15 protein-coding genes are annotated in these 25,544 nt (G+C 65.0%); 7 read left to right on the top strand and 8 right to left on the bottom strand.

What is annotated here, in order from left to right; translation table 11 throughout:
* Positions 1-52: 52 nt before the first annotated feature.
* Positions 53-961, bottom strand: coding sequence for a LysR family transcriptional regulator (locus tag MTR66_RS02875; protein ID WP_243917720.1), 909 nt, complete (start codon positions 959-961; stop codon positions 53-55).
* 56 nt (positions 962-1,017) lie between these two features.
* Positions 1,018-1,497: a (R)-mandelonitrile lyase gene (locus MTR66_RS02870; RefSeq protein ID WP_243917718.1), complete on the bottom strand. Its 480-nt coding sequence runs from the start codon at positions 1,495-1,497 to the stop codon at positions 1,018-1,020.
* 225 nt (positions 1,498-1,722) lie between these two features.
* On the opposite strand from MTR66_RS02870, the gene MTR66_RS02865 reads away from it, so the two are divergent.
* Positions 1,723-2,166, top strand: a complete 444-nt coding sequence (locus tag MTR66_RS02865) for a (R)-mandelonitrile lyase (protein WP_327194472.1) — start codon at positions 1,723-1,725, stop codon at positions 2,164-2,166.
* A gap of 63 nt (positions 2,167-2,229) precedes the next feature.
* On the opposite strand, the gene MTR66_RS02860 is transcribed toward MTR66_RS02865, so the two are convergent.
* The 6 genes from MTR66_RS02860 to MTR66_RS02835 form a co-directional block, all read right to left on the bottom strand.
* The gene (locus tag MTR66_RS02860) at positions 2,230-3,495 is read right to left on the bottom strand and encodes an amidohydrolase family protein (RefSeq protein WP_243917716.1); all 1,266 of its coding nucleotides are present in this window, start codon (positions 3,493-3,495) and stop codon (positions 2,230-2,232) included.
* A gap of 1 nt (position 3,496) precedes the next feature.
* Positions 3,497-4,942: an amidohydrolase gene (locus MTR66_RS02855; RefSeq protein WP_243917714.1), complete on the bottom strand. Its 1,446-nt coding sequence runs from the start codon at positions 4,940-4,942 to the stop codon at positions 3,497-3,499.
* 113 nt (positions 4,943-5,055) lie between these two features.
* Positions 5,056-8,139, bottom strand: coding sequence for a TonB-dependent receptor plug domain-containing protein (locus MTR66_RS02850; protein WP_243917713.1), 3,084 nt, complete (start codon positions 8,137-8,139; stop codon positions 5,056-5,058).
* Positions 8,140-8,389: 250 nt separating this feature from the next.
* The gene (locus MTR66_RS02845; RefSeq protein ID WP_243917711.1) at positions 8,390-9,895 is read right to left on the bottom strand and encodes a CRTAC1 family protein; all 1,506 of its coding nucleotides are present in this window, start codon (positions 9,893-9,895) and stop codon (positions 8,390-8,392) included.
* A gap of 35 nt (positions 9,896-9,930) precedes the next feature.
* On the bottom strand, positions 9,931-12,051 hold the full coding sequence (locus MTR66_RS02840) for an acylase (RefSeq protein ID WP_243917709.1): 2,121 nt from the start codon (positions 12,049-12,051) through the stop codon (positions 9,931-9,933).
* Positions 12,052-12,109: 58 nt separating this feature from the next.
* Complete coding sequence (locus tag MTR66_RS02835; RefSeq protein WP_243917707.1) at positions 12,110-14,947, bottom strand: TonB-dependent receptor; 2,838 nt, start codon at positions 14,945-14,947, stop codon at positions 12,110-12,112.
* Positions 14,948-15,142: 195 nt separating this feature from the next.
* Here MTR66_RS02835 and MTR66_RS02830 point away from each other — a divergent pair, with 195 nt between their 5' ends.
* The 6 genes from MTR66_RS02830 (at position 15,143) to MTR66_RS02805 (ending at position 25,463) form a co-directional block, all read left to right on the top strand.
* Positions 15,143-15,730 carry a sigma-70 family RNA polymerase sigma factor gene (locus MTR66_RS02830; protein ID WP_243917706.1) on the top strand — a complete coding sequence of 196 codons (588 nt, stop codon included), beginning with the start codon at positions 15,143-15,145 and terminating at the stop codon, positions 15,728-15,730.
* Positions 15,660-16,679: a FecR family protein gene (locus tag MTR66_RS02825; RefSeq protein ID WP_243917705.1), complete on the top strand. Its 1,020-nt coding sequence runs from the start codon at positions 15,660-15,662 to the stop codon at positions 16,677-16,679. The genes MTR66_RS02830 and MTR66_RS02825 overlap by 71 nt, the downstream gene beginning before the upstream one ends.
* A gap of 57 nt (positions 16,680-16,736) precedes the next feature.
* The gene (locus MTR66_RS02820) at positions 16,737-18,059 is read left to right on the top strand and encodes an MFS transporter (RefSeq protein ID WP_243917704.1); all 1,323 of its coding nucleotides are present in this window, start codon (positions 16,737-16,739) and stop codon (positions 18,057-18,059) included.
* 229 nt (positions 18,060-18,288) lie between these two features.
* Positions 18,289-20,808 carry a zinc-dependent metalloprotease gene (locus MTR66_RS02815; RefSeq protein ID WP_243917703.1) on the top strand — a complete coding sequence of 840 codons (2,520 nt, stop codon included), beginning with the start codon at positions 18,289-18,291 and terminating at the stop codon, positions 20,806-20,808.
* Complete coding sequence (locus MTR66_RS02810) at positions 20,808-22,616, top strand: CIA30 family protein (RefSeq protein ID WP_243917702.1); 1,809 nt, start codon at positions 20,808-20,810, stop codon at positions 22,614-22,616. Before MTR66_RS02815 ends, MTR66_RS02810 begins: the two co-directional genes overlap by 1 nt.
* A gap of 60 nt (positions 22,617-22,676) precedes the next feature.
* A complete protein-coding gene (locus MTR66_RS02805; protein ID WP_243917701.1) occupies positions 22,677-25,463 on the top strand; it encodes a M14 family metallopeptidase in 2,787 nt (928 codons plus the stop codon).
* Positions 25,464-25,544 lie beyond the last annotated feature (81 nt).

Here is a 25,544-nt window from a genome sequence, read left to right as displayed (position 1 = left end):
GCCGGCCAGCGTTGCATGGAGTGTTGAGTTTTGCTCACTCCGGCTGGGAAGGTCAGCAGCCGAGTGGATCGAGTTCGCGGATCAGGTTGATAAGCAGCCGCAGGCCGGTCGGCAACTGGCGGCGGCTGGGGTAGTAGATCTGGAAGCCGGGGCCGGTCGTGGCCCAGCTATCCAGCGCGGCTTTCAGCGAACCGTCGGCAAGGTGCGGGCGCAGGACCGGTTCCGGCCCGAACATCAGCCCGCCGCCGCCCAGCGCCATCGTCAGCATCGAGCGGCTGTCGTCGACCGTCACCATGCTGGGGACGGCGATATCGAATTCGCCGTCCGGCCCTTCGAATTCCCAGCGGTAGATGCGGTCGTCGCCCAGGCGCACGCCCAGGCAGCGGTGGTCTTTCAGGCTGGCCGGTTCCTCGGGCATCCCGAAGCGTTCGAAATAGGCCGGGGCGCCCGCCACCATCCAGCGAATATCGCCGGAGAGGCGCTGTGCGATCATGTCTTCGGGCACGGTGCCGCCGTACCGGATGCCCGCGTCGAAGCCGGACCCCACGACATCGACCAGCCGGTTGCTGGCCACGATATCGACTTCGACATCCGGGTAACGGTCCATGAATACCGGCATGACCGGCGCCAGCAACAGAATTGCGGCATCGGAGGCGACGTTGAGGCGGATGCGCCCCATCGGCGTGTCGCGAAACCGGTTAAGCGCATCGCGGGCCTGGTCGATCCGGGAAAAGGGTTCGGCAATCGCGTCGCGCAGCTCTTCCCCGGCGGCAGTCAGAGTGACGCTGCGGTTGGTGCGGTTGAGAAGCCGCACGCCCAGCCGCGTTTCCAGCCCGCGCAGCGAGTGGCTGAGTGCGGAAGGACTTACCCCCAGTTCCAGCGCGGCGCGGCGAAAACTGCCGTGCCGCGCGATAGCCAGGAAATAGGAAAAGTCGGCGATATCGGTGCGGCCAATGGACATCGCTTTGTAATGCGGCTTGCGCCGCCGTTACGCAACAGCGCAGAAACAGAGCGATATCAATCGTCCGGGCCGTGGAACTGCGCGTCGCTGACCGGTTCCATCCATTCCACGTTCTTGCCGTTCAGCACTTCGGTGATGGCAAGGTGCGTCATGGTCTCGCTGGCGGTGGCGCCGTGCCAGTGCCGCACGCCGGGTTTGACGTAGACCATATCGCCCGCGCAGATCCGCTGCACCGGGCCGCCTTCTTCCTGCGTCCATCCGCAGCCCTGCGTCACATAGAGCGTCTGCCCCGCCGGATGAGTGTGCCAGTTGGAGCGGGCGCCGGGCTCGAACGTGACCAGCGCTGTGCCGGCCTGCCCGGGGGCAGTGGGGCGCGTGAGCAGGCGCACATAGGTCTTTCCGGTGAAGACGGCGGCCGGGCCAACGATCACTTTCGCATCGGCGGGGTTCACGGGATCGCCGGCATAGGCTGAAGGAGCAAGCCCGGCGAGGCCTCCTGTCAGGCTCAGGCATAGGGCCATGATCTGCTTTTTCATCGGAACCTCCATGGGCATCTATCGTTTTTCCAGCAGCAGGCAGTTGGCCGCCAGCCGGGACGGTTCATCCTCGATACCGCATTTTCCGCGCCTATGCTCGATGAGCTCTCTTCAACGCGACATGCAACGCGCGGGGATTTTCAACTGCTGGAAAAAGGCCGAGTATCCCGGCGTCGAGAGGCACTGTACCAGCGTGTGCAAGCACCGCAGCCGAAGGAAGCGATAATGAGCAATACCGACATTTCGAACCAGGACATGGCGATCGTGCGCAACGGGACCGCACCGGCGATCAAGGGCCCGGCGGAAACCTTCACCGGCGACGTCCGGATCGACATCATCTTCAACCCGCCCGCACCTGCGCGGGGCGGCTTCGGTATTGTGAACTTCGAGCCTGGCGCCCGTACCAACTGGCACACCCACCCGCTCGGCCAGATCCTCTACGTGACGCAGGGCACCGGCTGGACCCAGTGCGAAGGCGGCGAAAAGACCGAGATTCGCGCCGGAGATACCGTCTGGTGCAACTGCGGCCGCCGCCACTGGCACGGCGCCACGGACACCACGGCCATGCAGCACATCGCCATCACCGAAGCGATGGACGGCAGCCCGGTGACGTGGATGGAGCCGGTGCCGGACGAGGTCTATCTCGCAGGCCCGGTCAAGAAGGACTGAACTGCCAATTCGCAGTATCGCTAATCACGAGGCCGGGGCGGCATTTCAGGTGCCGCCCCGGCTTCAGGGCGCCGGTTCGAGATAACGGTCGCGCAATTCGCGCTGGCGCGACGTCATCGGCTGGACCTTCCCCGCGACGAAAATCGCGGTGGGGCCGGACAGCGGCTCCAGCGGATCGCCGTCCCAGATCACAATATCGGCGATCTTCCCCGGCGCGATCGAACCGAGCTGACCGTCCAGCCCGAACATGCGTGCGGGGGTGAGCGTGATCGCTTCGATGGCGGCGGCATAGGGCAGGCCGCGCGAGACGGCGATGCCCGCGTTGAAGCGCATATCCCGCACCGAATGGGTGGGATCGTTGCCGGTTATCGCGATCTCCACGCCTGCCTTGTTCAGCATGGCCGCATTGTGGAGCGTGGCGCCCAGAAGCTCGAAGCTGGATGGCATGTTCGATGGCGGCGTCAGCATGACGGGCACATGGGCCGAGGCGATCTCAGGCGCTGCGCGCCAGGCCTCTTCCGCACCATTGAGGACGATCTTCAGCCGGTAGTCACGGGCGAGTTTCAGGGCCTGGCGGATGTCGGGTGCGCTGTGAACGCTGACGATCAGCGGCATGGCGCCGCTTGCCACGGGGCGCAAGGCCTCAAGATCGGCGGCTGACAGCCCCGTCCCGCCCGTGTCAGCCTTGCCGCGCTGTTTGCGGTGTTGCAACGCGTCGAAGAGCATCCGCAGCCTGATGATTTCCGCCGCGCGCGATCCGCCCGCGCGCTGCGCACCGTGCTCGCCCATTTCCAGAACCATGCCGATCCGGGGCTTGAACAGAATGTCCGGACCCTCTTCGAGCGATATCATCGCCGCCTGTCCGGCGAAGGCCAGATGCCGCTGTTTGTCGCTGTCATCGTAGTCCGGCATGGCAACCGCCCGCGTGATACCGCCCAGCCGTGCGATCGGGATCATCGTGGAATCGGGATTGAGGCCATATTGCACGTCCAGTGCGGCGCTGATGCCCGGACTGGTGGTGTGATTGTCGGTCGTGCCGGAAACCGAACTGACTTCCTTGAGGCCGAGCATCGTATCGACCGCGATCAGGCCGGGCGTGACTGGAGCGCCTTTCGCATCAATGACATGGGCGGATGCTGGCACGGCCACATTGGCGCCTGCAGCGGCGATGCGATCGCCTTCGATCAGCACTGTGCCTTCCGGCACGTCGCCCACCGGGCCGGGTGTGACGATGTGGGCGTTGATGATCGCGATGGTTTCCGCCTGCGCGCTTCCGGCGAGAGCCAGCGCTGCCGCAGTGCCGGCAGTATAGATCCATTTGCAGAACATGTCAGAGATCTCCCGCCGGCTGCCCGAGTTCGAAATCGGACCTGTGCTGTGTTGCGGGATCATCGGCGTCGAAGACCAATGCCCCGTCGATGAAGACTTTTTCGGCAATGGCGTAGATGCTGAAGGGATCGTGGTTCCACATCACGACATCGGCCATCTTGCCGGGTTCCAGCGTGCCGGTCCTGTCGGCCACGCCCATGATCCTGGCGGGATAGGCGGTGAACCATTTGACGGCTTCGGTCTTGGGGATATCGATCCCGGCGCGGCGCCCTGCGGCCAAGGCGATGGCGGCCTGTACGTTCAACCGCTGCGCGCGTTCCGCGCTGTCCGAATGCATGACCACGCAGACCCCGGCCTTGGCCAGGATTGCGGCGTTTTCCTCGATCGCGTCATAGGCTTCCATCTTGAAGCCCCAGTGGTCCGCCCAGGTCGCCACGCAGATGCCGTTGGCAGCGAGCAGTCCGGCAACCTTGTAGGCTTCCGTTGCATGGTGGAAGGCCGTGATCCTGTACCCGAATTCCTTCGACAGATCGATCATTGTGGCCATTTCATCCGCGCGGTAGCAGTGGTTCTGGACGAGGATTTCGCCCTTGAGAACGCCCGCCAGCGTTTCGAGAGCGAGGTCGCGCTTGGGCGGTGCCGCGTCCTCGCCGCGCGCGGTCTTCTCGTTGTAGGCGTCCCATTTGCGCAGATAGTCCGCCGCGTCGATCCAGGCCTTCCGGTAGCCCGCGACATTGCCCATGCGCGTGGCGGGGGACCGGCCCCGGCTGCCGTAGCGGCTTTTCGGATTTTCACCGCAGGCCATCTTGAGATCGTAGGGCGCCCCGGGAAATTTCATTGCCTGCGCCGTCAGGGCAGGGACGTTCTTGATCGCCACGCCCCGTCCCCCGAACAGGTTTGAGGAACCGGGAAGGATCAGCATGCTGGTAACGCCGCCCGCGCGGACCCGGTCGAAATTGGGGTCTTGCGGCCAGATGGCATGTTCGGCCCAGACTTCGGCGGTGTTGGGGGCGACGTTTTCGTTGAGGTCTACCTGCCCTTTTACCGCAGGGGCCGGAAAGACGCCCAGATGGGAATGGGCATCGATGACGCCGGGCGTGACCCACTTGCCTGTCCCGTCGATGGTGACGGCACCTGCCGGAACCGGAACATCCTTGCCGACGGCGAGGATCCTGCCTTGCCGCATCACGATCGTGCCGTGCTCGATGAGGGCGCCTGCCGCCGTCAGGATCGAGGCATTGACGATGGCGGTCTCGCGGGAGGGAAGGGGTTTGTAAGTGCTGGGATAGGAACCGTATTCCGCGCCAGGACCGGCTTTGGCCGAGCTGCCCGCCAGAGCCGGGGACGCCGGAAAGGGGACTGTCAGCAAGGCCGTCATGATGGCCACGCGCCCCGGCACTTTCCGCAAGGCTTTGGCGAAACGATGGGCTGATGATCCATGGGGCACGTGGCTGTTCCTTAGGTGGGATTGAAAGGTCAAGGGGGCTCCGCCTCCTGCGCCAGGAGCGTTCCCGCGCGATGCGGAAACGCTCCCTTCGCGGCGCCGGGATGGAGCGCCGGTCAGAACTCCTTGGAGACGTTGACGTACCAGTACCGCGGCACGGGCGAATACAGCGCGCCGTCATAGCCAAAGCCGCTGGAGTTGAGCGGCGGGTGAGCGTTGGTGAGATTGCGGGCGCCCACCCGCACGCGGGCACCATCCATCGCACCGTCCTTGAAGGCATACTGCACGTAGAGGTTGGCGGTGGTGTAGCTGTCTAGCCGCAGGTTCTGGCCGCTCACGGTGATTGCGGTATCCATGATGCTGCTGGTGTAATCGACGAAGCCGCCCATCGTGACTTGCCCCAGGTTCCAGGTGAGCGAGGTCGATCCCCGCCATTTCGGGAAGCCGCCTTGCCGGATCTGGTCCGAGGCCTCGGGAATGACGGTATCGACGTCGATCTGCCCGGCGGAGCGGGCATCCAGCAGGGCCTGCACTTCCGGTGAGACGTTGCGGAAGTACTTGAGCAGATAAGCTGCGTTGATCCCCAGGCTGAAATCGCCGATGCCGGTATCGCGCACCGACAGGTTGAAGCCGAAGTCGATGCCGCGCACCGTTTGCGGTTCCAGGTTGCGGTACTTGTCCTCGACATATTGCACGGTGCCGACCGGATCGATCCCGGTGCCTGCGAACAGGGCGATGTCATCCGCTGTGGCCGGCCTGCGGCTCACGTTGGGATCGGCGCTGCCCTGCACGCGGGCCAGATAGTCGCTGATCATGGCATTGCCCCCGCCGAACACGCCGACGATGCCCTTCTGCTTCACTTGCCAGTAATCGACGGTGAACGTCGTGCGCACGCGGCTCGTGTTCATGAACGGCGGTTGCACCACGGCGCCGGCAGTCCAGGTTTCCGAGGTTTCGGGCTTGAGATCCGGGTTGCCCGCACGCCGCTCGGTCGCGACGTAACGCTGCGAGCACTGGTTGAAGTTGGAGATACGGCCTGCGCGAAGATCGGCTTCGCAGCGGATCCAGTCGGTCCGCGTGTTACCGCGCGTCACCAGCGTGGCGTTGGTCTGCTCCAGGTTCGGAGCCCGGAAACCCTGCGCCCAGGAACCGCGCAGCCGCAGCCCGTCGAACAGATCCCAGGCTGCCGCGACCTTGGGCTTGGCGATGCTGCCGAAGTCCGAATAGTGCTCGTACCGCCCGGCCAGTTGCAGTTCGAGGCTGCGGACCAGCGGCACGTCCATGTCCTGCGAGACGATGGGAACGGCGAATTCGGCATAGGCAGACAGGACGGTGCGTCCGCCCTTCGTATCCGGCGTGGGGCTGACGCCGAACAGCTCGCTGGGCTGGTTGATGCCGGTTACGGTATCGGTCCAGGTCAGCGTTCCATCCACCCGGGGATCGCGATTGTCGTACTGCGTATCGCGGCGGGCCTCGGCGCCAAAAGCCATGCCGACATTGCCTGCGGGCAGGGCGAACAGGTCAGACTTCGAAGCGCGAAAGTCCCACTGGGCCAGCGTGGACTTGTTCCTGCGCACGTTCTTTACCCGGATGGAATCGAGCGCGGCCTGGCTGCTGGGCGTGGAATCGATGCCCATCGGATCGTTGGGATTGCCGCCGTTGAACGGGTTGTAGGCATCGGGTGTGGAGAGCGCGAGGCTTTGCTGGAGCGCGGTGGCGCTGATGCCGTCCTGCGAATCCCGTACGCTTGCTTCGGAATAGAGCAGGGCGCTTTCCCAGTCGAAACCCAGCGCTTCTCCGCGCAGACCGGCCAGGAAGCGGGACTGTTTGTTCTCGACATTGACGATCGTCGGACCCGCATCGTTGAAGATGTAGTTGGTGATCGTGACCGGCAGCCCTTCGGCGGGAGCATCGATGCCCGGCAGGCGGTTGGGATTGGCGGAGCCATCCGCGAACGTCACCGGGCCGAAGGGGTTCCAGTAGTTGGAGGCGGGAACTGTCATCCGGATCGAGCCGATGGTGAAGACGCTGCTCTGCACGCTGCGGGTCTTGGCGTAGTAGTAACTGGCCTCGCCGAACAGCGTCAGGTTGTCGGTCAGGTCATAGTGGCCGGTGGCATAGACATTCGCGCGGTCCAGCTTGGGCATGATCGAGATCGGGAAATAGGCCTGCGCGTCCCAGCGGGTGTTGCGGTCCGCGCCGGTCGTCGCGCGGTTGCCGTCGTCGATGCAGATATCGTTGGGCAGAACCGCGGCACAGCCCCCGTTGGCGGTAGGCTGGATCGAAAAGCTGCCCCCGGCCGTGGTGAGGCGCGTTGACCCCTGAAACACGGGAACGCCGCCCAGCGTGGTGAAGTTGCCCCACGGAGAGCTGGTGCTGGTGTCATCCAGGCTGTTGGAGCCTTCGAAGATGGTGCCCAGGAACGGCTTGAAGAAGCGGTGATCCGATGTGGCGGTGAAATCCTGATCCGTGGAATCGAGCGCGCTGCGGTGCACATAGTTGAACAGCATCGAGATATTGCCGCGCCCTTGCGCGAAGTCCGTGCCCAGATAGCCCGAGCCGCTGAATTCGCGCATGCCGGTGCCTTCGGCGCCGCCGTATTGCGCGGTAAGGCCGCCGCCGCTGATATCGTCGCGCAGGATGGTGTTGACCACGCCCGCGACGGCATCGGTGCCATAGAGCGCCGCCGCGCCGTCACGCAGCACTTCGACGCGCTGCACGCCGTACACGGGGATCGCGTTGGTGTTGTAGGTGGTGACAGGGGCCAGCGTGTTGCTCGCCTGGCTGGAGGGGTGCTGAACCACGCGGCGGCCGTTGATCAGGACAAGCGTGTTGCCGACACCCAGCCCGCGCAAGTCGACCGAGCCGATATCGCCGCGCGCGAAGTTGCTGCTGACCTGCCCCCGGCTGCTGTTGAACGAGACGCCGCCCATCTGCGGGATCGAGCGGAACAGCTCGTCGCCCGACACGGCGCCGGTGGCGGCGATCTGCTCTTCGCTGACGACGGTGACAGGCAGCGCCTGGCTGGTCTTCGCCCCGCTGATCCGGGTGCCGGTCACGATGATATCGCCCTGCGGTGTACTGTCCGGCGCCGTGGTCTCCGGCGCATCGGAAGTTTGCGCCAGGACAACCTCCGAAGCGGCAAGACTGAACAGAGACGCGGCGAGCAGCAAGGCTCGCCGGTGATGATTGTGGATCATGTGCATTGGTTCCCTCTGTTGCCGCAGGGCCGCCGCCCCTCGCGCCCTCCGCGGGGAAATGCGGCAGCTGCGGTACCCGCTGCAGCCATATGAAACGAACAGGCCCGGGAATTCTGCCAATCGCGAAAGCAAAATATTGTGATTCAGCGCAGTGAGCGGGACAAACAAAAGCCCGATGGCCCCTTGGGAGGGCCATCGGGTAAGGTGGGTTCGGGAATGTGCCGCAAGCCCTGCGGCAGGGTCTAAAGGTTCAGCCCGGCGTGCGGGTGACAACGAAGGACCGGTCAGCCCATTCGCGCGGATCGACATTCGGGAACCTCTGGCTGATCCGGCCGGTTCCGGTGATCCAGGTGACTTCGACAGTAACCGGCTTCATGGTGGCAAGACCGAAGTGCACCGGAGTCACACTCTGCGCACCATAGCCGCCGCCGGTCGAGACCAGCCGTGTGGCGAGGATGCGTCCCTTCTTGTCGTAGAGGCGGATTTCGGTGCCGGGAGGGGCCTGACGCCCGTCAGCCCCGCGCACCAGCACGTGGAGCGAGCGGTGCGCATCGCCGGGCGCCATGGCATTGCGGAACAGGAAATGACCGCCCACTGCGCTGTAGCCATGGGTCATGTTGAGATCGATCGCGCCGTCGCCATCGAAGTCCACCCATTCCACGCCGTGATCGCCGTTGTTCACCAGCGGGTTGGCGGCAATCACATTGACGAAGCCTTTTTTGCCCTCGTTGTGGAACAGCGCGTCGGCGGGAACCTGCTCGCCGCGCGGGCCGTGATAGGACGTGACGAACAGATCGAGCCGCCCATCGTTGTCGTAATCGCCCCAGCTCGCGCCGACCGCGTGGTTCTCCACTGCAAGTCCCAGCGCGGGCGCGGTGTTGGTGAAGCGCCCGTTGCCGTCATTGTGCCACAGCACGTTGTGGCCGTAGTTGGGCACGAAAATGTCGAGATGCCCGTCGTTGTCGTAATCGCCCACCGCGCAGCCGACGCCGCCCTCGGTCTTGTCGCGCACCGGCTGGTCCATGCCGAGCGCGGGCGCGGCATCGGTGAAGGCACCGCCGTCGTTGCGCAGCAGGGCATCGGCCTTGCCCGACTGGTTGGCGAGATAGAGATCCAGATCGCCGTCCTCGTCATAATCGAACCAGCAGGCGCCCACGGTCGAGCGGAACAGGGTTGGTGGCGCATCGGCCAGAATCTGGGCGAAACGGCCGCCATCGTTGCGGTAGAGGCGGTTCTTGCCGATGCGGTCGGTCGCGTAGAGATCGAGGTCGCCGTCCCCGTCGAGATCGACCCAGTTGTTCTGGCGGGAAGACCGGCCGGGGACCGTCAGCCCGGCTTCGGCGGCGACATTCGTGAAACCCTTGCCGCCGTTGTTGTGGAACAGGGCAGTGAGGCTGTCCGGCATGGTGGCGCCTGCCAGCAGGTCCAGCCAGCCGTCGCCGTCGTAATCGCCCCAGCTCAGCCCGCGAAACTCCGGGCCGGAAGCGGGCAGGCCCAATGCTTCGCCAACGCTGGTGAACTGGCCGCCATCGTTGCGGTAGAGACGGATCGCCCCGCTCTTGAGCGATACCGCGAAGTCGAGATCGCCGTCGTTATCGAAATCGGCCCATGCGTTTGACAGCGAACCGGCCTCGCCGAACAGATCGGGCTGGACGGACACGAAAGGATGGGCGGCGTCCTGAGCGCTGGCGGCCAGCGCGGGAATAAAAGGGCTTGCGGCGGCCAGCACCGCAAGCAGGGGGGGCAGATACTTCATGCAAGTGCTCCTTCGTCCCGGTGACGTGCGGGGCGTCAGAATGGGGTCGTGTCTTCCAGATGCTTTTCCACTTCGCCGCGATCGAGCCACAGCGTGCGGAACGTCTTGTCCGAGAGGTATTTGAGCTGGTCGCCGCGATGGGGCGATCCGGGCTGGCTGGAATTGCCGTAACTCATCAGGCCCACCGCCTTCATCGGGGTGCCGAATTCGACCATGGAGACCCAGGTCTCGCCATGGAGCGGCGTGCGCTCGCCGTTCTTCATCTTGCCCCAGGTGATCGTGCGGAAGACGCCGGTGTTGCCGAAGCCGCCGTTGCCGGGAAGATCGACATCGCCGATGTGAAAGCGCGAGACTTCGCCGAAAGGACGGTCGATGGCGCCGTAGAGCTCTTTGGTCTTCGCCACCGCCTGTTTGAGCATGGCGACCGCGGCGGCCGGATCCTTGAGTCCGCGCGGGGTTTCCAGCGGATCGTCAGGCGTCCATTTCACCGCATAGTTGCTCTGGTCCTTGAAGTTGTCGGGCGCGAAGATCGCGGCCCAGGTCTCGAACAGCAGCGCGCCGCGGCTGTCAGGCTCGAAGCGATGGTCCCATTGCGACAGCAGCGCGATCGCCTGGCGCACGTCCGGATCGGTATTGCCTTCGGCCGCTTGCGCAAGCGCCGGGATCAGGCGGTCCGCCATCAGCGAGCGGGTGGTCAGCTTCCTGGCGACGAAATCGTCGAAGCTCAGCTTCGGCCCATCGGCGAGCAGCTTGACCGACATCTGCGCGCGCTGGCTTTCCGGGCCGATGGGCGCCACGTAGGCCGGGAACGCCTTCGGATCGAGCTGGCGCGGCCAGGTGCTCAGCCATGGCGGATCGTTGGCGTTCTGCACGAAGCCGCTGACCGGATCGAGCACTTTGGGCATCTCGTCGAAGCTGTGCAGGCCGCTCCACAGCGTCTTGGAGGTATCGCCGGGCACGGGCTTCGACCAGTAGGCGACATCCCCGCTTTCGTGCTTGGGCAGCAGGCCGTTGTCGAGATAGAGGATGTGCCCGTCTCGGTCGGCATAGACGATGTTGAACATCACCACCTGCATCTCGCGCAGGGCCTTGCTGAACGTGGCCCAGTCATGCGCCTTGCCCATGTCGAGGTACTGTTGCAGCACCCCGGGCCGGTCCAGCCCCGCCACCTTGAGCGCGACTGTCATTTTGCCGCCGGGCAGATCGAAGACCGGGCCCTGCACCGCGTAGCGCTGGGTGAAGGTTTCCGTTTTCATCGAGCCGTCGGGCTGGCGGACCTTGAAGCTCTTGGTCTCGGTGCGGAACGGGCGGACTTTGCCGTCGAACAGGTAGCCACCATTTTTCAGGGTGAGGGCATAGCTGGTGTAGCCCAGCATGGTGTTCACGGTGTTGGTGAACCCCAGATCCTTGTTGAATGCGAAGCGCAGCACCGGCAGGCCCACTTGCGTCGCGCCATAGACGCTGAGGCCGGGGGCATTGATCTGGGCTTCCATATAGGTGAGCAGGCTGGGCGCCCAAGGCAGGTGCGGATTGGCGAGCAGCATGGAATGGCCGCTGGCCGAGCGTGATGGCGCCACCGCCCAGGCGTTCGACCCGCCCGCCTCGTTGGTCTTCGGTTCGACCAGCACCCGGCGGTCGGACGCGATGTAGAGGAAGTTCATCAGCCGGTGGGCATGGGCGATCACATCGACGCCTTTGACCGGCAGCACTTGCAGCACTTCCGGGTCGATCTTGTCGCGGTGCGCCTCGGCATAGGCGTTGATCCCGGCGGCGAAAGCGTCGAGATCCTGGCGCATCTGCGGGGTTTGCAGCTTGTACCACTGCGCGGCGCGCTGGGGCACGCCGTTGGCGATCAGCCAGCGGTCCTGCTTGGCGAACTTTTCGCCCCAGTACTCGGCGGCCTTGGCGCGGGATTCGCCGTACATGTGCAGCAGGATGTCGCCGTGGTTCTGCGCCTGGGCATAGCCGAAGCCATAGAACGCACCGGCTTCCGTCTTGGCATAGACGTGCGGGACGCCGAAGCTGTCCCACAGGATTTCCCCGCCGCCGAAGGCCGTCTTGCGCGCGGCCGCTTCGGCAGCGGAGGGGGGCATGAGGGAACTGGTCCCGGTAACGGCGGCCAATGTCAGGGCCAGTCCGATCGCGGCTGAACGCATGGCGGATCTTCCTTTCATAGGGCCGATGCGCCCTGAGCAGGACGCACCGGCCTGCGGTTCAGAACGAGAGAGCGACGCGGCCGTAGTAGTAACCGCCGGTGAAGCCGTAGGGCGATGTGGTCGGGTACATGCCCGCGCCGTAAGCGGCGCTGTAGATGCCGTTCTCGTCCGGATAGACGTTGAACAGGTTGTTGGCCCCCACCGCGATCTGGACCATTTCGGTCGCCTGCCAGGCCAGTTCGGCGTCCGTGATCCACTTGGCACCGAACGTGCGGTCGCGCGTGGTGTCGTTCTGGAGCGAGGCAAGCGTGCCGTAGCGCACCACCCGCGTGTTGAGCGTGAAATCGCCGATCGTGGTGGTGTTGCCGAGCATCAGCTTGGTCTTGGGCAGGTTCTTCGTCAGATTGGCCTGCGAGACCCTGTCGAACAGCACGTAGTCCGGGCCCAGCGAGGCCAGCTCTGCGGGATTGTCGGAAATGCGGGTGATAATGTTCTTGTTGTAATTGTACCCGATGTTCCACGCCATCTTGCCAAGGTCTCCCAGCGGATGGCTGTAGGTCGCCACCACGTCGATGCCCCGGGTGCGGGTATCGATCGCGTTGGTGTAGTACTGCGCGCTGATATAGGGCGAGAGGCCATTGGCGACGAGGATTGCCGAGACCGCATCGCCGGTGAGCGTGCTGGTGATGGCGATGCGGTCCTTCACCTTGATCTGGTAGGCATCGACGGTCAGCGTCAGCCGGTCGATCGGGGTCAGCACGAAACCGGCACTGAAGTTGGTGGACTTCTCCGGTTTGAGGGGCTGCGATCCCAGCGCGATAGCAGCGGCCGAATTGACCGGCAGGGTCTTGATCTGGAGCCGGACCTGTTCGCCGTCGATGATGCGGAACTGGCCGGTCGTCGTCGCGTAGATCTGCTGCGCGAGGCCGGGCGCGCGGAAACCGGTGCTGACCGCACCGCGCAGCGCCAGCCACGGGGTTACGGCATAGCGCCCGTTGAGCTTGGCGATCAGCGTATCGCCCGAGGAATCGTCGTAGTGCTCGAAGCGCACGGCGCCACCGATGGTGATCGCGCTGGTGGGATCGTAGGCAAGATCGAGATAGGCGCCGAGGTTGTTGCGGCCGAGATGGCCCGCATCGTCGGCGGTGAAGCCGTTGGCTGCCTGCGCGCCCGTGGCCGGAACGCGCGTCACGCCATTGCTGTCGATATAGCTGTAAGTCCCGAGCGCCGAACTGGCTTCATCGCCCTGGATCACGCTGTAGGTTTCGCGCCGGAACTGCAGCCCGGCGGAGACCTGCAGGTTCCCGCCGCCCACGGCGTATCCCTTGGTCACGTCAAAAGTGTTCTTCCACTCGGTCGATTCCAGCGTGCCGATGTAGAAGCTGGTGGGGCTCGTCGGGCCGAGCGAGGCGTTGAGGGTATTGGAACCCGTCTGCCGCGCGCGGTTCTTGCCGAAGCCGGTTGCGAGATCCCAGTGCCATCCGCTCACTTCGCCGCGCAGACCGGCGGTGAATTCGAAGTCCTGCTCGCGAATGTCGCGGTGCGGGCGGAAGCCGTTGGGGTAGAGTTCGGGCAGCGAATTGGGGTTCGAGGGATAGCGGAAGGTATAGTCCAGCTCGGACTTGCGCTGGCTGAAGGTGCCGAACGAATAGAGTTCCACGCCGCCGAAATCGTAAGCGGCGTTATAGCCGGTGTTGATGGCCTGCGCCGGGAAGCCGCCGTAGTTGCGGGTGATCAGGCGGTCCGCCGTGGCCTCGCGCGGGTCGGTCTCGCCGTCGATCGGTGTGTAGAGCTGCACCGTGTCCGCGATCGGGCGGGCGCGGTTGGAAGCGGACTGCTTCTTCGCGCTGACGAAGACATCCGCAAAACCGGCATCGCCCAGCGCCACGCCCAGACTGGCATCGGCGAGATAAGTCTCGCCGTCGCTGCGGTCCATGTTCTGGCCCGCCGTGAAGCTGGCCGATCCGCCCGAGGTCTTGTCCTTGAGGATGATGTTGATGACGCCGGCAATGGCATCGGAGCCGTATTGCGCCGCCGCACCGTCGCGCAGGACTTCGATATGGTCCACGGCCGAGGTGGGGATCAGATCGAGATCGACCGGCACCGAGCCGTTGTAGAGCGAGGACACCGCATTGATCAGCGAGGTCTTGTGGCGGCGCTTGCCGTTGACAAGGATCAGCGTCTGATCGGGATTGAGCCCGCGCAGGCCGCCAGTGGAGATCACTGTGGAAGTGCCGCCGCCTGCGCGCGTCGGCACATTGAAGGAGGGGACGAGCGTGTTCAGCGCCGCCAGCAGGCCCGGCTTGCCGGTTTTCTCCAGATCCTTGGCGGAAATCACGTCGACGGGGGTGGGGCTGTCCGCCACGGTGCGCGGCATGCCGCGCGAGCCGGTGACGACGATGTCGACCGGCACATCTTCCTTGGTGTTCCCGGCTTCATAGGGCGCCGCGGCGGCGGTGGCCTGCCCGGTCAGGGGAAAGGCTGCGCTGCCCGCGCTTTCGCTGCCCGCAAGCTGGACGGAGCCCCGGGCCGGACGCTCCATGTCTGCGAAGGAGAGGGCGATGCCGCGCGGCCCGGCGTGATTGACCTTGAGGCCCGTGCCAGCGAGCATGCGCTGCAAGGCCTCGTCCGGCGTCATGCGTCCGGAAACCGCCTTTGTGCGCATGCCCTGAACCTTGTCGTAGGGAAACAGCACCTGATAGCCCGACTGGCGCGAGAAGACCGCCATGGCCGTCTTGAGTGTCTGCGACGGAATGGCGAAGTCCATGGCGGACTGCCCCGGCGTGGACGCCGATCCGATCGTGCTTGCGTGAGCGGTGAAGGGGATACTGCAGGCGGCCAGCGCCGAGGCAGCAACACAGCCGAGTTCCAAAGCGGTTCGTTTACGGGACTTCATGGAGGCAGCTCCCGGGTTTTCAGTGTGGGTGTCATGGAGGTGAAACGAAGTGCTCCCGAAAATCTGCCAACGGCTTTCGCAAATTAATTGCAGGCCATTGTCCGCAGCCCGCTCCCGGCCGGACCGGCCGTGACAGAAAGGTGACAGGAATGTCCCGTACCTTCAGCGGAAGGGCGGCGATAACGGGGGTGGCGCGTGCATCCGGCAAGAAGCAAACTCGATTGGTTCAAGCAGACCATTCTGCCGCACGAAGCCGCTCTGCGCGGGCGCCTGCGCCGCGTGCTTCCCCATTCGAGCGAACTGGACGACATGGTTTCGGAAACCATGGCCCGCGCGTTCGCGGTCGAGGACTACCGGCGCGTTACCAACGGACGCAGCTACCTTTTTACGATCGCGCGCAACCTTGTTATCGACGAAGCCCGGCGCGCGAAGGTCGTTTCCTACGAAGTGATCGCCGATCTCGATCTGATCGCGGATGACATGTCCGCGGAGCGGAAACTGCAGGCCCGCGATGAACTGCGCCGTCTTGAGACGATCATAGACTCGCTGCCGATCCAATGCCGCCGGGCATTTATTTTGCGCCGTCTGCACGGTAGACCGGTGAAAGAAATAGCAGAAGAGATGGGCTTGTCCGTTTCTACTGTAGACAAGCATATCGCGCGTGCGGCCCTGAAGGTCATGCAGGCGATCGGCAAGCATGAGGGTTTCGGATTTGGATCGTCGCGGGGAAGCAGCCAGAGACTGGTCGGCGATCGAAGCCGAAGCGGCCCGGCTGTATCTTGAAGCCCAGCAAAGCGGCGATTGGGATGCCGCCTACGCATGGGTGGAGCAGGATCCGGCCCATGGCTATGCCTTCGCCAAGGCCGAGACGAGCTGGGAACTGTCCGGGCAGCTGGACAATGCCTATCTGCCCGAAGTCCCCGAAGACGTGGCAGGCCCGGCGGGCCGTTTCGAAGCGCTGTTCAGCCGCCGCGCCTTCGTGGGGATCGTCTGCGCCGCGCTGATCGGCACGGCAGGCGCCGTTTCCATCCAGAAGTGGATGGAAGTGCGGCGGTACAGCACCCCGGTTGGCGGGGAGCGTGAAATCGATCTGGCCGACGGCAGCGTGCTGAAGCTCAATACGGACAGTTCCGTCGAGGTGGCCCTGCGCAAGGATGTCCGCCTCGTCCGCCTCCTGCAGGGAGAGGCGCGCTTCAACGTGGCGCATGAAAGCAAGCGGCCGTTCGTGGTGGATGCGGGCGATATCTCGTTCCGGGCGCTTGGCACTGTCTTTGACGTGCGCAGGCACGATGGCGTGACGGCGCTGACGGTAATGTCCGGACGGGTCGGGGTCGATAACAAGGGCAAGCGCAAGGCGGTTGTCGATGCGGGGGACTACGCCGTCGTCAGCGGCGGGCAGGTGGGGGTTTCCACGCTCACCGGCAGCGAGATGGCGCGGCGCACCGCCTGGAGCGAGGGCATCATCACTTTCGATGGGGAAACGCTGGAACAGGCGGTGGCGGAGCTGAACCGCTATCGCGCGAAGCCGCTTGTCATCGGATCGCCGCAGATCGCCTCGCTGCGCGTGGGAGGCACGGTTCACACGCGCGACTCCGATACCTTCATCCGCTCGCTGGGGGCGACTTTCGGCATTCGCGCGGTGCCGGGCAAGGACAGCGTGATGATCCTGCCGGGCAAGGCATCGCCGGGCGCGCAGGCCGCGCCGGAAAGCCCGGGCGGTTCCGGAAACTGATGCGAAATCATGGGGGTGGGCTGGCAGATTGGCCAGTGCCGTTCGTTATGGGGGAATATGCATAGCCCGAACAGCCTGGAGGCAAGCCGCAAGGAGAACCGGTCTCCGCTGAAATCGATTTTCGGCGGGGCACTGGGCAATCTCGTCGAATGGTACGACTGGTACGTCTATTCGGCTTTCACACTCTATTTCGCCCCGGTGTTCTTTCCCCAGGTGGATGCCACGGCCCAGTTGCTCAATGCGGCGGCCATTTTCGCGGTCGGCTTTCTCATGCGCCCGCTGGGGGCGTGGCTGATGGGGATGTATGCGGACCGGCGCGGGCGCAAGGCTGGCCTGACCTTTTCGGTGATCCTGATGGGATCGGGCTCGCTGCTGGTCGCCTGCACGCCCGGTTACGCGCAGATCGGCCCCTGGGCCTCCGCGCTGCTGCTGCTGGCCCGGCTCATGCAGGGGCTCTCGGTCGGCGGCGAATATGGTGCCAGCGCTACTTACTTGTCCGAAATGGCCCAGCGCGAGCTGCGCGGGTTCTTTTCCAGCTTTCAGTATGTGACCTTGATCGCCGGGCAATTGCTGGCGCTTTGCGTGCTGCTGGTGCTGCAGGCGGTCTTGACGGAAGCCCAGCTTGAGGCCTGGGGCTGGCGCATTCCCTTCGCCATGGGCAGCGTGCTGGCCTTCAGCGTCTTCTACATCCGGCGCTCCATGGCGGAGACGGCCGATTTCGAAGCCGCGCATGCGGACAAGGACGCGCGCAAGTCGAGCGGTCTGGCGCTGATGCGCTATCATCCCCGCCAGTTTGCGGTGGTCGTGGCGCTGACGGCGGGCGGGACGCTCGCGTTCTATGCCTATTCCACTTACATGCAGAAATTCCTCGTCAACAGTGCCGGGTTCAGCCGGGAGACCTCCACCGGGATCATGGCGGCGGCGCTGTTCATCTACATGCTGCTGCAGCCGCTGGCCGGGTGGCTGTCAGACCGGCTGGGGCGCAAGCCGCTGCTGATTTCCTTCGGTATCGCCGGAATGCTGCTGACGGTTCCGATCTTCGAACAGCTCAAGCAAGCGGCATCATCGTTTCATGCCTTCCTGCTGGTGCTCGCTGCGCTGGTGATCGTGACGGGCTATACCTCGATCAATGCCGTGGTGAAGGCGGAGCTGTTCCCGGCCAAGATCCGTGCGCTCGGCGTGGCGCTGCCTTATGCGCTGGCCAACACCCTGTTTGGCGGCACGGCGGAATACGTGGCCCTTTCGTTCAAGGAAAAGGGCTTCGAAAGCGGGTTCTACTGGTATGTGGCCGCGATGATCGGGATGTCGATGATTGTCTTCCTGTGGATCGACAGGTCGTCCCGCACGCAAGTGGACGGCTTTGGGGAACCGGTGCGCTGATCCGGGCTGTACCGTTGAGGATGAACCCCTTTTTCCGGTTCCCGGCAATTCCGACAGGCGGAATTGGCCGTCTTGTCCGTTTCACAGATAGGAAGAGCGGATGACGGGTTTTCCGTTCCGCTTCGTCACAGGCGCGGACTTCGTGCGGTCCGGCGATACAGGGGAACGGAACATGGGCGCATTGCAAGGCCGGTGGAAGAGGCCGGTCAGGCTCCTCAGTCTTTCAGGCGTGGCTGTATCTTTCCGGGGGCGAGCTTCGGCCGCTCTTCTTCTGAGCCTTGGGCTCGCCGCAGGCAGTGCAGGCCCGGCGGTTTCCGCCCAGCCGCCCGCGTCCGTGCCGCGGGCGGTGCAGGAACCGGCGCTTTTCACGCTGCTGCCGGCGGGCAAAGGCGGACTGCCTGTCCGTTTGCCCGCGGCAGGACCGGACGGTGTCATCGCGCGCTATCTCTACACCCCCTCGATCGCGGGCGGGCTGGGGGCGCCGAGCATCGGCCTCGACCGGGCACGGCTGGGGCAGACCCAGATCCTGCTGTTCCGCAAGGTGGGGAACCGGGTCTTCGCCGAGTTCGAGAACTTGCGCTTCCGTGCCCTCAGCGGCGATGCGGGGGAGGAACAGGCCGTCCGGCGTTCGTTTTCCAACTCGCCGGTCTGGAGCGGGGACATCGTTGAGGAGAACGCCCAGGGCATCGTGGTGGACCTGGGCGGCTTTGTCATGCGGGATGCCTTCAATGTCGCGGGCAGGCTCAAGGCGGCGCAGGCGGGGGCTTTCAGGATCGATCCCAAGCTCAGCTATATCGACCGCGGCCAGAGCATGGCCTTCCCCGGCAATGTGGAGTTCGAAGCCGCGCTGACGTTCACCAGCGCGGACCCGGGGCGCGATCTGCAGCGCGTGGTGCCGGACGGGCGGGCGCTGACGGTCCGCATGCACCACAGCTTCATCCGCCTGCCCGATGCCGGTTTTCATCCGCGCCCGCACGATCCGCGCACCGGCACCTCGGTGCAGGTCATCCGCAATGACTATTCCGCCGATGTCGATCAGCCGGTCGTAACTCGTCTCGCGCGCCGGTTCCGGCTGGAGAAGATCGACCCTGCCGCAGCCCGCTCGCGCGTGAAGAAGCCGATTGTCTTCTATGTCGATCGCGCGGCTCCGGGGCCGATCCGCACGGCGCTGATGGAAGGCGCCCAATGGTGGGCGCAGGCGTTCGATGCGGCCGGGTTCATCGATGCCTTTCAGGTGAAGCTGCTGCCCGAAGGCGCCAATCCCATGGATGCGCGCTACAACGTGATCGCCTGGGTCCATCGCGAGACGCGGGCTTGGTCTACCGGCTCGACCATCGTTGATCCGCGCACCGGAGAGATCGTGCGCGGTGTCGTGCAGCTTGGGTCACTGCGGGCCTGGCAGGACAAGCTGATCTTCGAGGGGCTGGCGGGCGCCGCGCATGAAGGCACCGGGGCGGCGGACGATCCGGTCGAACTGGTGCGCGCCCGTCTGCGCCAGCTTGCCGTCCACGAAGTTGGCCATGCGCTGGGCCTGTCGCACAACTTTGCGGGAAGCACTTTCGCCAACCGCGCTTCGGTGATGGATTATCCGGCACCGCGCATCGGCATCACCGATGGCAAGCTCGATTTCTCGGATGCCTATGCCACCGGCGTCGGTGCGTGGGACCGTTTCGCGGTCCAGTGGCTCTATGGCGAGTTCGCGCCGGGGACGGATGAAGCATCCGCGCTCGATGCTCTGGCCCGCGAAGCGCAGGCGAAGGGCTACCGCTTCGTGGCCGATGGCGATACCCGCGGAGACGGCGATGCGCAGCCGTGGGGCGCAATGTGGGATGATGGCACGGATGCGGTTGCGGGGCTGGAGCATGTCCTGCAAGTCCGCCGCATCGCGCTGGAGCGCTTCGGGCTGGACAACCTGCCCGATGGCGCGGCGGCGGCCGGTCTGCAGCGGATGCTGGTTCCGGTCTATCTGTTCCATCGTTATGAAGTGACGGCGGCCTCCAAACTCGTGGGCGGCGTCGATTACAGCTATGCCGTTAAGGGAGACGGCCACGAGCTGGCTTCCGTGGTTCCGGCGGAACGTCAGCGAGCGGCGCTTGAAGCCCTGGTGGGAACGCTTGATCCGGCTGTCCTGGATCTGCCGGACAGGCTGATCCCGCTGCTTTCCTCGGTCCAGTCCGGCACGCCGGACCGCCAGTTCGAAATCGAGCTGCTGCCCGGCCGCACGGCTGCGGCCTTTGACTGGGGCCGCGCGGCCGAAGTGGCTGCCGATGGCACTTATGCTGCCTTGCTGGCGCCGGAGCGGCTCAACCGCCTTGTTCAGCAGTCCGCAGCCGATCCCGCGCAGCTTTCGCTCACCGAAATGCTGGGCCGGATCGAGAACGCGGTGATGGAACAACCGGCCGCCAGTGAGAGGCAGGCGGAAATCCGGCGGCATGTGCGGGCGCGCTATGGGCTGAGGCTGATCGCCCTGACGCAGGACAAGCGCCTGTCTTCCACGGCGATGGCCGTGGTCGAGGCGGAAATGGCGCATTTCGCCAGGCGGCTTCAGCGTTGCGGCAAGGGCGGGATCGAAGGGGATCACTGCCGTTACCTCGCAGCCTTGCTCACCGCCGCCCCGGATGCCCGCGCGAAGCTGGCCGAACCCGTGGCGCCGCCGCCCGAAATTCCGCCCGGCGCACCGATCGGCAGCAACGAAGACTGCTGGTTCTGCGCCACATCCGCCCTTGCGCCGGGCAAGGGACACAACTGATGAGAATAGGGGACAACTTCATGCGCAAAGGCCTGATCGCCGTCGTCCTGACGGGCGTGATCACGTTTCCGGCAGGCAACCTTGCCGCAAAGTCCGGAGATACGACTGTGGCGCTGGTCGGCGCGACGGTGTTCGACGGGACGGGGGCGGCGCCCATGGTCGAAACCGTGCTCATCAAGGGCGATCGCATCGTCGCGGCTGGGCCCGATGTGAAAGTCCCGCGCGGCGCGAAAGTCGTGAATGCCAAGGGCAAGGCGCTGCTGCCCGGCTTCTTCGATCTCCACACCCACTGGACCCCGGCGGGAGAGCCCGCGGCCACTCCGAAAATCGCCGCTGCCTATGCCAAGGCGGGCGTGACCACGGTCAACGATTTCCACGAACAGCCCGAATCCTATGCGCCGCGCCGGGCATGGCTGAAAACGCTGGTGGCGCCGCATGTGAACTTCGCCGCGCGCATCAGCACGCCCGGCGGGCACGGGGCGGACTGGGCCGATCAGGCGACGACGATCTGGATCAACACGCCCGAGGCGGCCAAGGCCGCGATCAAGGGGCTTGAAGCCTACCAGCCCGATCTCATCAAGGCGTTCACCGACGGCTGGCGCTATGGCATGTCGCCCGACAATACCAGCATGGACGAATGGACCCTGAAGGCCCTGTCCGATGCCGCACATGCGCATGGCTGGCCGGTACTGACGCACACGGTGGCCGTCGAGCGCGGGCTGGTGGCGGCGCGCGGTCACGTGGATTCGCTGGCTCACGGCCTGCAGGATCGCCCGCTGACCCCGGAAGAAGTGAAAGTCATCGCCGCCAGCGGCATGGGCATGGCGCCGACACTTGCCGTCTACGATCCCTACAAGCCGGGCCGCCGCTCTGACGATCCCGAAGATCCGCGCTACAAGCAGTCCGTCGCCCGGTTCGGCAATGCGCTGCACAATGTGAAAGCGCTGTTCGACGCGGGCGTGCCGATCGCGCTGGGCACCGATGCCGGGATGTTCGCCACCCCGCATGGCACGTCCACCCTGCATGAGATGGAGTTGCTGGTGAAGGCCGGGCTCACCCCCAGCCAGGCGCTCGTCGCCGGAACCCGGACGAGTGCGCGGATCATGCGGCTCGATCAGGACCGCGGCACTATCGCCAAGGGCAAGCGGGCCGATCTCGTCCTGATCAGCGGCAAGCCGTGGATCGACATCACCGATGTCTACAAGACCTATCAGGTCTATATCGACGGCAAGCTCGTCAGCGGGCAGGGCGCGCCGCCGCTTCCCGCCGCCAATAAGGCTGATTGGCTGCCATCGGTGACAGTGCCCGCGCTGGTCGACGATTTCGAGCGCATGGACCGCCGCTCCACGCTCGATACGCTGCGTCTGGAGACCGGAGACGGTGGTATGGACCGCACGGTGGAGATCACGCAGACGGTGCCGCGCGAAGGTGGCGGCAGGGCGCTCAGCCTCTCGGCCCGGATGGCGGTGAAGGAGGGGGCCTATGCCGGCTTCGCGGTGCCGCTTACGCGCGGTTCGGTCACGCCGGTCGATCTTCGCGGCTACAAGGGCCTGCGTTTCGATATCAGGGGCGAAGGCGAATATCTGGTGCGCCTCAACGGCGTGGCCGGAAGCTGGGAAGCCAGAGTCACGGCCAAGCCGGGCTGGACCACGGTGGAACTGCCGTTCACGGCCCTCAGCCCGGTTGCGCGCCGGGGCAAGGAAGGGGCGGCCTATACTGGCGACGGCCTGACTCAGGTCGAGATCGGCGGTTCGCGTGCCGCCGGACAGCGGCTGTGGCTTCAGGCAGACAACATCCGCTTTTACTGATCCGGACGGGTGATGTCCGTTCGTGCCCTTCTTCCCACGTTACGATTTCGGAGCCCTCGCATGAAACGCACCTGGCTGCTGCTTTCCGCAACGCTGCTGCTTCAGCCCCTCGCAACGGCGCAGGCCCAGTCGCCGCCCGAGGCCGCAGCGCCTGCCGAGGCGATCACGCCTCCGGAGCAGGCCTTCCCGCAGCGCCCGGGTTCCGATTACTTTCTGGCCAATTACACCCAGTACGAGGCCTATCTCAAACGGCTCGCCAGCCAGTCTGACCGGATCAGGCTGATCGATATCGGCAAGACATCGGAAGGGCGCACCCAATGGGTCGCCGCCGTATCCTCGCCCGCCAACATCGCGCGGCTGGAGGAGTACCGCGAGATTGCCCGCAAGCTCGCGCGGGCAAGGGGCGTGGACGAGAAGGAGGCGGCCCGGCTGGCCGCCATGGGCAAGGCGGTCGTGTGGATCGATGCGGGCATGCACGCGACCGAGACAGTCACATCGCAAGGCCAGATTCAGGTGCTTTACCGCCTGCTCAGCCAGAACGATCCGGAAACCCTGCGCGAGCTGGACGATTGCATCATCCTGTTCGCGCATGACAATCCGGACGGCATGGAACTGGTCAGCAACTGGTACATGCGCAAGGCCGATCCCAAGGCGCGCGAATTCTCGACCCTGCCGCGGCTTTATCAGAAGTATGTCGGGCACGATAACAACCGCGACAGCTTCATGTCCGCGATGAAGGAAACGCGGAACATCAACCGGATGCTGTTCCGTGAATGGTATCCGCAGATTATCTACAACCAGCACCAGACCGGCCCGGCGGGCATGGTGGTGTTCGTGCCGCCGTTCCGCGATCCCTTCAATTTCAATTACGATCCGATCGTGATGGCCCAGCTCAACGAAGTCGGTTTTGCGATGCACTCGCGGCTGATTTCGGAAGGCAAGGCCGGATCGGGCACGCGCAGCGCCGCGCGTTACTCCACATGGCATAACGGCATGGAGCGTTCGGTCTCCTACTTCCACAATGCCATCGGCCTGCTGACGGAGATCATCGGCGGCCCCACGCCTGCGAAAATCCCGCTGGTGCCGGACACGCAGCTTCCGCGCGGGGACGAGATGATGCCGATTGCTCCGCGCGACTGGCATTTGCAGGATTCGCTCGATTACCAGTGGTCGCTCAACCGCGCGGTGCTGGATTACGCCTCGCGCAACCGCGAGCGGCTGCTGTTCAATATCTGGCGCATGGGCGCCAACGCGATCGCGCGGGGCAGCAAGGATAGCTGGACTGTGACGCCCGCCAAAGTGGACCGCCTGCTGGGCGCCGCACCGCTGGGAGCGAAGGGGTCCGACGAATACAACCGGCCCCGCGCGGGCGGGCCGAAGAAGATCGATCCCGCACTCTACAAGACGCTGATCGAGGTTCCGGCCGAGCGCGATCCGCGCGCTTATGTGATCGATCCCGTGCAGGCCGACATGCCGACCGCCATTGCCTTCCTCAATGCGCTGATCCGGGCCGGGGTGGAAGTGGAGCAGGCACAGGCCGGGTTCACGGCAGGCGGCAAGACATATCCCGCCGGAACCTACCTTGTTCGCACGGCGCAGGCCTATCGCCCGCATGTGCTCGACATGTTCGAGCCTCAGGACCATCCGCACGACACCGAGTATCCCGGCGGACCGCCCAAGGCGCCCTACGACATCACCGGCTATACGCTGGCGTACCAGATGGGTGTTCGCTTCGACCGCGTGCTGGATGGCTTCGAAGGGCGTTTCAGCACGGTGCCGGGTGAACTGACGCCGCCGCCGGGGCGTATCGACGGGCAGGGCGGTGCGGGCTGGATCGTCAGCCATGAAACCAACAACAGCTTCATCCTCACCAACCGGCTGCTGGCGGCGGGCCTCAAGCCTTCGTGGCTGACTGGCGCCGTCCGGGCGGACGGGGCCGATCTGGCGCCGGGGGCGATCTGGATTCCCCAGTCCGCAGCGGCAGAGACCATCATTGCAAAGGCCGTCCGCGAACTCGGCATCACGGCCCACGCCGTGGAGCAGGCACCGCAGACCGGGCTGATGACGCTAAAGCCCGTCCGCATTGGCGTGGTGGACCGTTATGGTGGCCTCATGACCGCCGGATGGACGCGCTGGCTGCTGGAACAGTTCGAGTTTCCCTATGAGCGGGTTTTCCCCGAACGGCTCGACGCCGGGAACCTGAACAAGGATTTCGATGTGCTAGTTTTCGCGGACGGCGCTTTGCCGGGGCAGGGCGCATGGGGCCGGGGCTGGGCGTCAAGGCAGCCTGCTGAAAAGGATACGCCGCGCGAATACCGCAGCCAGCTGGGGCAGGTGACTGACACGACCAGTGTGCCTGCAGTAAAGGATTTCGTGACCCACGGCGGCTCGGTCGTCGCCATCGGCGGATCGGCGCGGTTCACCGAACTGTTCCACACGCCGCTCAAGCCTGCATTGGTCCGGCAAGTCGACGGGGAAGAACAAGCGCTTTCCACCCGCGATTTCTACATTCCCGGCTCCATCCTCAAGGCGCGGGTCGATAACCGCCAGCCGCTTGCCTATGGCATGCCATCGCAAGCGGATGTGTTCTTCAACCGCGCGCAGACTTTCGTGCCGGATGGAAGCGCGGCGATCGCGCCGGTGGCGTGGTTCGAGGGGCGCGATGTGCTGCGCAGCGGCTGGGCGATCGGTCAGGAAAAGCTGGCAGGCACTTTTGCGGTGGCCGATATCCCGGTGGGCGAAGGGCGGCTGATGGTCATGGCGCCGTCCGTCGCACAGCGCGCGCAACCTTATGGGACGTTCAAGTTTCTGTTCAACGGACTGCTGCTGGGCGGGGTGGAACGCTGATCCTCGCCGGGATTTCCGGCGTCAGAATTCAGGTTCCGCCCGTCGCGAAGCAAGGCTCCCGGCAGCGATGGTTCACTGCCG

The organism is Novosphingobium beihaiense (genome assembly GCF_022832375.1).
Lineage (GTDB): Bacteria > Pseudomonadota > Alphaproteobacteria > Sphingomonadales > Sphingomonadaceae > Novosphingobium > Novosphingobium beihaiensis.
Note: the sequence above shows the minus strand (reverse complement) of the source record. Positions and strands in the feature narration are given on the sequence as shown.